12 protein-coding genes and 1 riboswitch are annotated in these 12,059 nt (G+C 40.2%); of the genes, 3 read left to right on the forward strand and 9 right to left on the reverse strand.

Annotated features, from left to right (window positions below; all coding sequences use genetic code 11):
* The first annotated feature begins 70 nt into the window (after window positions 1-70).
* A complete protein-coding gene (locus PKC96_05630) occupies window positions 71-1,378 on the forward strand; it encodes a C1 family peptidase (protein ID HMM00805.1) in 1,308 nt (435 codons plus the stop codon).
* A 129-nt stretch (window positions 1,379-1,507) separates the two neighbouring features.
* Entirely contained in the window at window positions 1,508-2,116 is a 609-nt protein-coding gene (locus PKC96_05635) for a superoxide dismutase (protein HMM00806.1), read from the forward strand.
* Window positions 2,117-2,169: 53 nt separating this feature from the next.
* Here PKC96_05635 and PKC96_05640 read toward each other — a convergent pair whose 3' ends face one another.
* The 8 genes from PKC96_05640 to PKC96_05675 all read right to left on the reverse strand — a co-directional run bounded on the left by PKC96_05640 (window position 2,170) and on the right by PKC96_05675 (window position 9,193).
* Window positions 2,170-2,706, reverse strand: a complete 537-nt coding sequence (locus PKC96_05640) for a DUF1097 domain-containing protein (GenBank protein ID HMM00807.1) — start codon at window positions 2,704-2,706, stop codon at window positions 2,170-2,172.
* Between the two features lie 61 nt (window positions 2,707-2,767).
* A complete protein-coding gene (locus PKC96_05645; protein HMM00808.1) occupies window positions 2,768-4,369 on the reverse strand; it encodes a class I adenylate-forming enzyme family protein in 1,602 nt (533 codons plus the stop codon).
* A gap of 8 nt (window positions 4,370-4,377) precedes the next feature.
* A complete protein-coding gene (locus tag PKC96_05650) occupies window positions 4,378-5,199 on the reverse strand; it encodes a heparan-alpha-glucosaminide N-acetyltransferase domain-containing protein (protein HMM00809.1) in 822 nt (273 codons plus the stop codon).
* Between the two features lie 55 nt (window positions 5,200-5,254).
* Complete coding sequence (grcA3, locus tag PKC96_05655; GenBank protein ID HMM00810.1) at window positions 5,255-5,488, reverse strand: autonomous glycyl radical cofactor GrcA3; 234 nt, start codon at window positions 5,486-5,488, stop codon at window positions 5,255-5,257.
* Window positions 5,489-7,507: a formate C-acetyltransferase gene (pflB, locus tag PKC96_05660; GenBank protein HMM00811.1), complete on the reverse strand. Its 2,019-nt coding sequence runs from the start codon at window positions 7,505-7,507 to the stop codon at window positions 5,489-5,491.
* Complete coding sequence (locus PKC96_05665; GenBank protein HMM00812.1) at window positions 7,500-7,799, reverse strand: thioredoxin family protein; 300 nt, start codon at window positions 7,797-7,799, stop codon at window positions 7,500-7,502. Before PKC96_05665 ends, pflB begins: the two co-directional genes overlap by 8 nt.
* Complete coding sequence (gene pflA, locus PKC96_05670) at window positions 7,786-8,508, reverse strand: pyruvate formate-lyase-activating protein (GenBank protein ID HMM00813.1); 723 nt, start codon at window positions 8,506-8,508, stop codon at window positions 7,786-7,788. Before pflA ends, PKC96_05665 begins: the two co-directional genes overlap by 14 nt.
* A gap of 139 nt (window positions 8,509-8,647) precedes the next feature.
* Complete coding sequence (locus tag PKC96_05675; GenBank protein HMM00814.1) at window positions 8,648-9,193, reverse strand: ECF transporter S component; 546 nt, start codon at window positions 9,191-9,193, stop codon at window positions 8,648-8,650.
* Between the two features lie 56 nt (window positions 9,194-9,249).
* Window positions 9,250-9,349: riboswitch (THF riboswitch) on the reverse strand.
* 1,221 nt (window positions 9,350-10,570) lie between these two features.
* Here PKC96_05675 and PKC96_05680 point away from each other — a divergent pair.
* Window positions 10,571-10,741: a hypothetical protein gene (locus tag PKC96_05680; protein HMM00815.1), complete on the forward strand. Its 171-nt coding sequence runs from the start codon at window positions 10,571-10,573 to the stop codon at window positions 10,739-10,741.
* A 590-nt stretch (window positions 10,742-11,331) separates the two neighbouring features.
* On the opposite strand, the gene PKC96_05685 is transcribed toward PKC96_05680, so the two are convergent.
* Window positions 11,332-12,054, reverse strand: coding sequence for a hypothetical protein (locus PKC96_05685; GenBank protein HMM00816.1), 723 nt, complete (start codon window positions 12,052-12,054; stop codon window positions 11,332-11,334).
* Window positions 12,055-12,059: the final 5 nt, after the last annotated feature.

The following is a 12,059-nucleotide window of genomic DNA, read 5'->3' on the forward strand; positions in this document are numbered from 1 at the left end:
TCGATAGTAAAAAAGTGGCATCCCTAAACATCAGGATATATAATAGCAAGTAGATTGGAGATTATTATTTATGATAAATGAAAAAGACCTAAAAAAATTGAATACTAGTTTTCGTCATAAGCCGGTTTCATTGGCAATGGAGACTGTTCTTTTTAAGACTGCCATTAATGATGCCAGCCGGGTGATGAAAAAACATGCCGATAATCAATTCCGTTTTTCGATTGATTTGAAAACCTTACCGGTTACTAACCAAAAGCAAAGTGGAAGATGCTGGATATTTTCCGCTTTAAATTTCTTACGGGAAGAAACCGCTCATATTACCAATGTGAGTAATATTGAGTTATCGCAGAATTACATAGCTTTTTATGACAAATTAGAGAAGATCAATTTCTTTCTTGAAACTATTATTGATTTGAAAGACCGTGAAGTTGATGACAGATTGCTTCAGTTCATCCTTCAGACCTCAATCCAAGATGGCGGTCAATGGACGATGTTTGCTAATTTAGTTAAAAAATATGGCGTGGTTCCACAAGATGCCATGCCGGAAACGATTGCCAGTTCGGCAACTTCCATGGTGAATAACCTCATTGATCGGCGGTTGAAAAAATTCGCTGCCGAAGTAAGAGAACCGAATGCCAATGTCGCCAAACTAAAAGAAAAGGCTCTTGATGAACTATATTCATTATTGGCCAGCACATTTGGCCAACCCCCGGTTAAGTTTGATTTTGAATATGTGGACAAAGATGGTAAATACCATTTTGAACGCAATCTAAACGCCCATAGTTTCTACGACAAATTTGTCGGCATTAATCTTAACGATTACGTCAGTTTAATTAATTCACCCACCGACGATAAGCCCTTTTACCATCGCTTTGTGATTGATTATTTGAATAATGTCATCGAAGGTGATGCGGTTACGCATTTAAATTTGCCTTTATCTGAATTTAAGAAGACAATCGTCAGTCAGCTGAAGGATCAAACTCCTGTTTGGTTTGGAAGCGATGTCGCCCTTTACGGCGCGCGCGACGAAGGAATTTGGGATGATGAACAATACGCCTATCAAGACCTTTTCGGCCTTGATTTGACCGATACCAAAGCCCATCGCCTCGATTATCGGGCGAGTGCGATGAACCATGCGATGCTTTTAACCGGCGTTAATTTGGTCAACGATTCCCCGACCAAGTGGAAAATTGAAAACTCGTGGGGTGATAAAAGCGGGGACAAGGGATATTACCTTGCATCCGGCAGTTGGTTTGATCAATTTGCCTATCAGGCGGTTGTTCATAAGAAATACCTTACCGCCGAAGCTAAATCGGCGCTTGATACCGATGTAATCCATCTCAAGCCCTGGGATCCGATGGGAACTTTGGCCGATTAGTTACTATTTAAAGATGACCTTCTCAACGGTCATCTTTTTTTAAGCACATTATTTGAATTATTCTAACTGATAGGCGACAATATAGTCATCAGTTAGCAAATGCTAACTTAATGAAAGGAAATATTTATTATGTTTAAACAAGTTGAATTAAAATATGAATTTGATGCTCTCGAACCATTTATTGATGCTTTGACCATGGAGACCCATTATCTAAAGCATCACGCCGGGTACACCAAGAATTTGAATGCCGCATTAGCGACGGTGAATAATGCCAGTGATGATATCGTGGATTTACTGTCTCATCTTGAAAAACTGCCGAAGGAAGTTCAAACTGCGGTTCGCAATAACGGGGGTGGCTATTATAATCATAACCTCTATTTTGCCTCTTTAGCCGCCCATGCCAAAAAAGCTCCGACCGGCAAGCTTTTCGATAAGATCGGCGCTACATTTGGAAGTGTCGACGCTCTCAAAGAACAATTGACCAATGCCGCTACAAAGCAGTTCGGCTCCGGCTGGGCCTGGCTATCGAAAAATAAAAATGGAGACTTAAAAGTTTCGAGTTCCCCTAACCAGGATAATCCTTTGATGGAAACCCAAGGCGAATGGACGCCGATTCTTGGCATCGATGTCTGGGAACACGCCTATTATTTAAAGCATCGCAATCTACGCGGTGATTACATTAAAGACTTCTTTGAAGTTCTCGATTGGCAAGTAGTCGAAGATAATTACAGTAAATAAGCAGCAAAAAAGCAAGTTTTCCCTCAAAAGCGAAAGCTTGCTTTTTGTTTTGGTTATTTGCCAGTTTTCTTGAAAACTTTTTCGTCGAGGAACTCGCCGATTTTTTGGCCGAATAAGCCAAGGAAACCCCCGCAGAACAGTCCGATAATAACGACGATTATCGATTCAATCCATTGACCATTATACACGGCAAAGAAGGCCGTTGAGCCCATGAACATCAAAGGAATGTTGCCGATATACTTGATATGAGCCTGAAAAACAATGAAGAAAGCACCGACTAATAGAGCCAGGCCTCCGCCCAAATATTGGTTCCAGCCCCTGCTAGCGAAAAAGACGATAATCGCCATCATAACCACTCCCCAAAATGTGCCGGATAAATTGGTTATCGTAGCTTTGATTTGGGTGGAAAATTTTCCTCCGGCAATATAGTAACTTGCCCACCCTAGGAAGGCGGGAATGCCAATTGCCTGAACCGCGGGATAATTAACCCCGATACTTGTATTACCGACAAAAATTGCCAAAACCTGCCAGACCGCGGCAACAAGAGCAATACCAACTGCCGCAAAAAGTAGACTGCGATTGATTTTCATAACTAATCTCCTGACTATGAGAGACATTATATCGGGTTATGAAGAATAAATCTATGATTTATTAATGGTTTTTATCATAATCTGTCAATTTAGTTAAATCGATTTTTCCCACCGAAGTTTTGGGTAAGTTATCCAAAATTATAATATCCTTGGGTAAGGCGTAAATCGGCATCTCCTCTTTTATTTTTCCGATAATTTTCGCTTTTAATTCATCCTGACTTACTTCCTTATAATCCTTATTGAGCGAAAGGAATAAACGGGCAATATAGCCTAGGCGCGGGTCGGTTATTCCGATCACATAAGCTTCATACACCTCAGGAAAGTTCAATACGATTCGTTCAATATCCGTCGGAAAAACATTGATTCCGTTGACCTTAATAATCCGCTTAATCCGTTGACGAAAGAATAAATATCCATCCTTATCCAAATACCCGATATCTTTGGTCAATATGTACTTACCGGCATCCGGGATTTCATAGAATGTTTGCGCAGTCGTTTCCTCGTCGTATAGATAACCATTCATCATCGTTGAGCCCGTAACCGCAATCTCCCCCAATTCTCCGGGACCCACTTCACGATGAGTATCCAAATCAAGTATTTTGATATCGATGATGGCCAACGGTTTTCCCGCGCTATGAAGCCGATTGTTGGCAAGCGTATTGACGGCGTTGACCGTTACGGTTTCCGTAAGACCATAGCCCTCAAGTAAACGGGCGGAAGAGTTATATTGTTCCATCAGCGTATTAAAACGATCTAACAGCGACTGTGGAACCGAATCACCGCCGATATAGGCCACCACCAGATTTTTTAAATGTGGTCCCGCGAAACCTTCACTGTTCAATAAGGCGGTAAAAAGGGTCGGAACCCCGATAATAATCTTCACTTCATTCTTTATAATCAGTTTATTGACGACCGGGGCTTTAAATTTTGTAAGCAGCGTCGCTTGCCCCCCCAATACTAAAGGAGCGTGTAAACCCATGCATAAGCCGAATCCGTGAAATAGGGGCAGCACCGCAAGCATTTTAAACACTCCCGGATCATCGCTTCCAACAATATTCAATCCTTCCAGTGCGAGCGCGTTAATGGCTTTACTCGAAAGCTCGATGATTTTGGGATCACCGCTTGTCCCCCCGGAATTTAAGTAAACCGCTGTTTGCTCATCCCCCCGTTTGGCAAGACTAATTTTTCCCTTAGAGGCAAAAAAGAACGATTGGGCATGGTGATTACCTTTCGATTTAATTAGAGCTAAGGCCGATTTTAGCAATGACACTCGCGCATAGGGATTAACGGCGATGACTTGATATCCCTGCCGGTGGAGCGAAGCGGTGAGCAAAGAGGAAAATACATTTAAAATAAATATCTTCTTTGAGCGACTCTTCTCCATAAATTTGATTATTTGTTTAGCCGGAGATAGCGGATGAATTAAGTAACTTATCGCCCCCAGTTTGGCGGTCGCATAAAAAATAAAAACCGAACTCGGACAATTGGGCATGCATTGAGCGATAACTTCCCCTGCCCTAATTCCCAGACCAACCATCTTTTGGGCGGCGAGATCAATCTCCTTGATTAATTGGCGGTAAGTCCAGTGCTTACCTTCGTAATATAGAGCCGAGCGAGTCGGATGTTTTGCCGCGGTTTCAACCAAGATTTCATATATATTCATAGATCCTCCTATAATCGATAGCCAACTAGATAACCCACTAAAAATAAAATCGAGGCAATGATGACTTGATGAAGAACATATATCGCTAAAGCATGCTTGCCCAAAAAGATAACCGGCTTAGTCCATTCGGTATGGCGGAAGGCAACTAATGATTTCTTTTTGGCATAGACCGTTTTTCCGATAAAACTTCCAAAGAACATCAGGCCAATCGTTGGAAGCAAGTGAATATAATCCGCGCCGGAAATTACCCGTCCGAGCAAAAAGTCCTTAAAGTTTTCCATTATTAAATCCGGAGAAATATATCGGGCATTCCAATCGACTATAAAATATGTAAGAACGGCAAAAATTATCGCCATGGCTAAATCAACCCATTTATTATCTACCAGTAAATCCACCAATCCATAAAGAATAATTGCGATGGCCAAAACATGCAGAATTCCCATGTAGATGCCTATTTCCAATCCGATTGTAGTTTGGATTGTGTGCGTCACTAAGGTTAGCATAATGGCCACAAACGAAAGTTTAAGTCCGCGTTCTAAATTGGAGTGGGAAAAAGTTGAAGATATTCCGCTGATTAAGATAAACAGCGAAGCAAAAATGTAATGGCCGGCTAAGCGCCAAGATGAAGTGAAAATCATCGTCCCAAAATTATTCAAAGCATTGAAAACGCCATTATCAACTTGATTGAAATTACTAACCCAGGATGGATAGTCCATAAAGTCAAACATCATGTGATCTAAAATCATCAATAAGACAGCAAAGCCACGCAAAAAATCAATTTCAATTACCCGTTTTTTTCTAGTTGGTGAAAGGTAAAATTTTTGCTTCATAATAAAATTGATTATACCATGAATTTAATAAAAAAAAGGAAACATGTGTTTCCTTTTACATATGATCATGCATTGTTCGAGCAATAACTTCATCCTGTTGCTCTTTTGTCAACTTATGAAAATTTACCGCATATCCCGAGACCCTTATCGTCAGTTGGGGATACTTTTCGGGATGTTTTTGCGCGTCAAGCAATGTCTCGCGATTAAAGACGTTAACGTTGAGATGATGACCGCCATTTTCGACATAGCCATCAATCATATCAACTAAATTATCAATCCGATCACTCATTTAATTTTCCTCCTTATCCGGTTTGCCAAGGGCGCCGGGAATTATTGAAAATGTATTCGATATACCATCGCGGGCATCGTCGTACGGAAGTTTTGCTACCGATTGAAGCGCGGCTAAAGCCCCGTTACTGTCCCGACCATGCATCGGATTCGCCCCTGGAGCAAACGGCTGTCCGGCCGCTCTTCCGTCCGGCGTCGCCCCGGTTTTCTTTCCATATACGACATTGGATGTAATCGTTAAAATACTCATTGAAGGAACGCTGTTACGATAATGGAATTGTTTGCGGATTTTATCCATAAAACGATGGACGAGATCTTGGGCCAATAAATCCACTCGATCGTCGTTATTACCATACTTTGGAAAGTCGCCTTCGATGCGGAAATCAGTGGTAATATTATCACTATTTCTGATCGGATAAACACGGGCGTATTTAATTGCTGAAAGCGAATCGGCCACTACCGATAGTCCAGCCACTCCGGTAGCGAAGAAACGGCGAACCTCGCGGTCATGCAGGGCCATCTGCGCCGCCTCATAGGAGTACTTGTCATGCATATAGTGAATAATGTTCAGCGCGTCGCAATACACCCGAGCCAACCATTCTAGCATTTGATCATATTTAAGCATGACTTCGTCAAAGTCAAGAATCTCGCCGGTTATCGGTGCGTATAGCGGAGCAACCTGGGCTCCCGTTTTCTCATCTTTGCCCCCATTAATGGCATACAAAAGGGCTTTTGCCAAATTAGCGCGAGCGCCGAAGAATTGCATATCCTTACCGATACGCATGGCCGATACGCAACAGGCGATGCCGTAGTCATCTCCCATTTCCGGGCGCATCAAATCGTCGCTTTCGTATTGTATCGAGGAAGTCTCAATTGATATCCGGGCGCAGTATCGCTTAAAGTTCTTCGGTAAATTGGTTGACCACAATACCGTTAAATTAGGTTCAGGCGCCGGTCCGAGATTTATTAAGGTCTGCAAAAATCGATATGAGGTTTTGGTAACCAGAGTTCTTCCGTCAACTCCCATACCGCCAATCGATTCCGTAACCCAGGTGGGATCACCGCTAAAGAGATCGTTATATTCCGGAGTACGCATGAATTGAACCATCCGCAGTTTCATAATGAATTGGTCAATAATCTCTTGAACTTCAAGTTCGCTTACTATTCCATCCCGTAAGTCCCGAGCAAAATAGATATCCAGGAATGTCGAGACCCGTCCTAAAGACATGGCCGCGCCATTTTGTTCTTTAATCGCCGCTAGGTAGGCAAAATAGGTAAACTGAGTCGCCTCCTGCCCGGTTTTAGCTGGCAAAGAAATATCAATTCCATACGATTGCGCCATCGCCTTGATTGCCTTAAGCGCATTAATCTGATCGGTTAGTTCCTCCCGATCGCGGATTTTCTCTGGAGTAAACGGCGAGACGATTAAATTTTTGTCGGCTTCTTTCGCTTCAATTAAGCGATCGATACCATATAGAGCAACTCGGCGATAATCACCGATAATTCTTCCTCGCCCATAAGCATCGGGTAACCCGGTAATAATACCGCTTCGCCGCGCGGCTCTTATTTCTTCATTGTAAGCATCGAAAACCCCCTGATTGTGGGTTTTACGATAGAGTGAGAAAATAGTTTCCACCTCGGGATCGAGCGAATAGCCATACGCCTTGAGCGCACTTTCGGACATCCGAATACCGCCAAAGGGTTGCAGTGACCTCTTAAAAGGTTTATCCGTTTGTATGCCAACCACTTTTTCAATATCCTTGTCGATATATCCCGGACCATGAGAAATGATTGTTGATATGATCTTGGTATCGGCATCGTAAACACCACCGCGGGCGGTTTCCTCATTTTTATAATTGAGAACCTCTTGCCAAAGTTTCTGCGTATTGATGCTGATTCCTGCCAAAAAAGAATCGTCTCCCTCATATGGAGTATAATTCTTCTGTATAAAATCACGCACATTAATCTCGTTTTGCCAATGTCCGGGAACGAATCCCTTCCATCCTTCATAATTATCCATTTTCTCTTTCTCCTTCCACTTTCGCCGTCAACCATTCCCTAATAATTTCTGGTGGCTGACCGCCATAAGCAATCCCGAGGACTGCACCGTGAGAAATAAGAACAAGAGCTGGTAAATGTTGTAAATTAAGTTGTTCAATGTAAGTTCGACTCGTCGTTTCATCGTCAACGTAGTAATAGGTGATATCGGGAAATTCCTTTACCGCTTCTTCAACATTGCTTTTAAGAACAGCACATGTTGGACATGAATTACCGCTGATTTCGATAAGAAAGTATTCTTTATCTTTTCCCATACACAAGTATCCTTTCTGCATCGGCAATCAGCTTTTCATCAGGCTCTTTAACGCCCGACAAAGCATAGTGCAGGCCCAAAGCTTCATATTTCTTTTCACCCATGGAATGATAAGGCAGCACTTCGATCTTCTTTACATTTCTAAGTGTCTCGATAAATTGGCGAACCGCTAGCATCTCATGATGACTGTCGGTAACTCCTGGGACTAAAACATATCTAATCCATACCGGAACATCCCTTTGCGACAAGTATTTTGCAAATGCAAGGATGCGTTTATTCGATTGTCCCGTAAGTTTCAAATGTGCGCTTTCGGTATAGGCTTTTATATCGAGCAAAACTAAATCCGTAACTCTCATTAAATCATCAAACAAAGACATGTTATTCTCATCAAAGAGAATTCCCGAGGTGTCAATCGCAGTATGGATTTGATATTTCTTCAGCTCCGTGAATAGTTCAATCAGAAACGGAATTTGTCTTAAAGGTTCGCCTCCACTGACTGTCACGCCCCCGTTTTTTAAGTAGGCTTGATACTTTAATACCTGTTCAACCACTGCCGCTACCGTAATGGGTCGCCCTTGAAAAAAAGACCACGTGTCGGGGTTATGACAGTATAAACAGCGCATAGGACAGCCTTGAAGAAAAAGGACAAATCTAATACCCGGTCCGTCAACCGTACCGAAAGATTCAATTGAATGATATTGTCCTTCCATACGATCACCATCCCATATCGTAAATATATATATTAAAAGGAATCATAGCAACTAATTTGACTATGAAATTGTTTACATTTTGTAAATGTAAACTTTCAAGTAATATTAAGCCTTATTTTATTCCCCAAGTCAGTTATATCTAAATGGGATTAAATGTGTAATTTCTAATTATCTTTGATAATGGCTGAGCAACGATAGCCAATAAAACTGCGGTCAAAATACCCGTAAAAAAGCGAATAATGGTCTCATATAGCACAAAGGCAAATGGATAATCAAATACTAATGCGTCAAGATATAAAGCCAAAGTATTGGCTCCGGTTGTAATGACAGCAGCCACTATAAATGCCACGAAATAAATTACATAATGATCTTCTAGTCTTTGACCTTGTTTACGATAGAAATGAGCAAACAATCCAATAACAAGTGCCCTAATTATGGGTGGAACCAGCCAAATAGGCGTGGTCAATGTGAATCCATACTTCAATAATTGATTGATGAACTCGCCAAGGAAAGCCACGGATACTCCGTCGCCAATGCCTAGGGCAAGGCAAGCTAAGGCTACGGGTAAAGAAGCTATTGTAAGACGGATGTTGCCTATAGGTATAGTGATATAAGCCAAAACAACATAAAGAGCAGCCAGCATAGCATCAAGGGTGATGCGGTGAATAATTTTTGATTTCCCCATGATAATACCTCTCATTCTTGTATCAGGGGAGGTTTAATGCTCAAAACTAAACTAGTCCATGCGGATGGCGAAATAATACCGCAGAAATCAGAGATTTCTTTCGCTCGTCAGCAACCTCCCATCTGACGATACTTGACGCATCATTTCTACTCATGAAGAGCACTAATCAAAGATCAAAACTTTGATAGCGATATTCTATCACGTCAATGGGGATTAAAGTAGAAAAATGTTTTTGAATAGTTCAAAGAACAAAAGTAAATTTTAAAGTTAAATTTGCTACCAATATAAGTTTTAATGTTATAGAAGGGAATGGAAAAATTATTTTATTTAGGGATTTTTTCTATAGAACAACTTGTGCTAAGCCACAAAAATGCGCTTAATTTAAAATGGGCTTTTTTAGTCTCCATGCCGATCTTTTTAATTGATAAGAATAAAACGGAATTTATACTAACTATAGTTTTCAATTAAAACACTTAATATGAATCTAACGAATACACACGATTAAGTATGAGTCAGTATTCATTTTTTTGCTTGATGCAGTGTCTTTTAAATAATTTCTTACCTTACATTTTAACGTTAACTTTAATTCAAAATCTCATGACTATTTGATAATCACATTGATATGTCATAACTAGTTTTACAAAACAATATTTTTTTATGAATTCATTTGCTTCGAATTTTTTACAAAAGCTTTTTTTCCATAAAAGAAATTGGAAAAAATCTGTATAAACCAACTTTTTCGACTATTATTTTTCCACATAAATACTCTATTAAATGCATCTTATTTTTTATCGCAATTTTGCATATTCCATCTGTTTTATACCCATAAAATTCTGCATAAGTGGGCATGCCAAAGGACTAGCTAAACTAAATAAATTTAACAGGAGCAAAGGCCAACAATAGTCGTCCAGTTGCAGTCGTTAAAACAGTTAATCAATATGTTCCAGTTTCAAAAATCACAAGTAAAGCAACCAATAAACAAATAGCTAACAAGCAAAGAGTCCCATTAACTAAGACTTATCCGAATAGAAAAAAAGGAAGTTATATTAATACGCAAACTATTGCAAAAAGCCAATTGACAAATAGTCGATTTAAGGTTGAGAAACGACCATTAAATAAAGCGAATAAAGCGAAAGAGAGGCTTCATCCCGATGATTTGAAAGAATACTATCGGGCGCGAAAATCGCGAGGATTAAAATAAAAAAGAGCCTATTCTCGGTTGGCTCGAACCGTAGCCAATTAAGGCTAAAGTATCTCTAGCACACAGGCTAGCTCTAATCTAGCGCGAAGCTAGCTTCAGACCGCACAAGATATTACTATCCGGGGTCATCTATATTAAATCAAATGTTTAAAAATTTGTCAAGAAAGGAGACAAATATGATAAGAAAAGCAAAGACACCAGCCAAGATGAAGCCAACAGTTAAGCCTAAAAGAGGCAAATTCAAGGAGAGTTTTCCTAAAACATTCGTTAATCTTAATAAACCTAAAAGTAACATCAGCGTAAACAATTCACCAGATACGGGAAGATACAATTCGTTAACTATATAAGTTAATCGAAGTAGGCACATATTACGAATTAAAAATCGTAAGCAGAATTACTGTTCAACTTAAACCAAAATACAAAGTAAGTTAACATGAAATTGGATTAGGGCTGGGAACTTTGCATACTCTATGTAATTTTACGTGGGTATTGCACTTCAAATTTGCTATATCCGATTCCGTTTAAGGATGCTTCTTTTACTCGATAGAGTGCTCGATAATCTTTCTTTAATTCATAACCTTAAGCAAATTGATTTGCAAGCTGCTGAATCGAAAAGAATAAATAAAGACCATTGGTCAATTATAAAGAAGTTTTCAAAATAAAAAAAGCCCGGTAAGTACCCGGGCACCCTTCCCTTACGGGATGAGCGAAAGCATATGCCAATAACATAACTTCCATCTGTTGATTATCCTACATTAGTTTTCTTTTAACGTCAATTTATAGATATGAGCTCGAACTCTATACCTTCGGGTTTTAAATTATCACAAAGAAATCATTAGATTGGAGAATTAAAAATGAAACTTGGTGAATTGTTTGATTCATATTTGATTGAACAAAAATTATATAATTCTCCCGAAACATAGGTTAATCATCCTAATCAGTCAGCGTAGCCATCGCTGAAATAATCCCATTTAAAATCAGATAGTTTTGCAACATCCCCAACCTTCGAAAAATCAAAATAGAATCGTTTCCCAAACGAATAAATGCCATCCGAGCGTGATTCCTCGTATTTCACGGCGAAGGAAATAACCCCATCGTAGTCGCTTTGGAAAATTTCATTTAGGTCAAAGGAATAGATTAGGGAATAATCATCCCTAATGACTTTGTGGACATTCTCGCGAAGGATGCCGTTCTCCATTTTCCCGTATTCATTGATGGCGACTGGATACGAAAGAAGAATTTCGTTTCCGTTCAACTCCTCTAGGGAGATTGTAATTGCCCGAAAATCGTATCCGGGGTTCAGTTTCCCGACCGTTCCGTCGTAATTGGTTCCGTAATATAAGTTGGCAACCATCACGTCCACCGTAGAGGCAGCGTTTTCACCAGAAGAGGAATATTCAATAGCTTCCGATACTGCCAAGGACGGCGAGCCGCTGGATGTTGTCGAAAAAAATACTCTTTTCGAAGAAAGCATCGGCTTGAAAGCAAAAGCAACAATCAAAACCATAGATAGCGCAGCCAAGATGATTTCTGATGCGGTCTCCAAGGCCAGGGCCACTGACTTAATACTCTTTTGGCCAAAGGAAGTTAAAACGACTTCTCCTTTAGTCGCAACTAAAACTGATTTCGGTCCAATCGTTTTAGCTTTTGATTTTTTCATTGCTC

It is taken from the genome of Bacilli bacterium (genome assembly GCA_035326105.1).
In the GTDB taxonomy this organism is placed as follows: domain Bacteria; phylum Bacillota_I; class Bacilli_A; order RFN20; family CAG-826; genus UBA7706.

Bases quoted from the DNA above. Each gene is read 5' to 3' on its own strand.
- PKC96_05650 (HMM00809.1), bottom strand. From the start codon at position 5,199: ATGAAGCAAAAATTTTACCTTTCACCAACTAGAAAAAAACGGGTAATT.
- PKC96_05675 (HMM00814.1), bottom strand. From the start codon at position 9,193: ATGGGGAAATCAAAAATTATTCACCGCATCACCCTTGATGCTATGCTG.
- pflB (HMM00811.1), bottom strand. From the start codon at position 7,507: ATGGATAATTATGAAGGATGGAAGGGATTCGTTCCCGGACATTGGCAA.
- PKC96_05635 (HMM00806.1), top strand. From the start codon at position 1,508: ATGTTTAAACAAGTTGAATTAAAATATGAATTTGATGCTCTCGAACCA.
- PKC96_05630 (HMM00805.1), top strand. From the start codon at position 71: ATGATAAATGAAAAAGACCTAAAAAAATTGAATACTAGTTTTCGTCAT.
- PKC96_05685 (HMM00816.1), bottom strand. From the start codon at position 12,054: ATGAAAAAATCAAAAGCTAAAACGATTGGACCGAAATCAGTTTTAGTT.
- PKC96_05640 (HMM00807.1), bottom strand. From the start codon at position 2,706: ATGAAAATCAATCGCAGTCTACTTTTTGCGGCAGTTGGTATTGCTCTT.
- grcA3 (HMM00810.1), bottom strand. From the start codon at position 5,488: ATGAGTGATCGGATTGATAATTTAGTTGATATGATTGATGGCTATGTC.
- PKC96_05645 (HMM00808.1), bottom strand. From the start codon at position 4,369: ATGAATATATATGAAATCTTGGTTGAAACCGCGGCAAAACATCCGACT.
- pflA (HMM00813.1), bottom strand. From the start codon at position 8,508: ATGGAAGGACAATATCATTCAATTGAATCTTTCGGTACGGTTGACGGA.
- PKC96_05680 (HMM00815.1), top strand. From the start codon at position 10,571: ATGATAAGAAAAGCAAAGACACCAGCCAAGATGAAGCCAACAGTTAAG.
- PKC96_05665 (HMM00812.1), bottom strand. From the start codon at position 7,799: ATGGGAAAAGATAAAGAATACTTTCTTATCGAAATCAGCGGTAATTCA.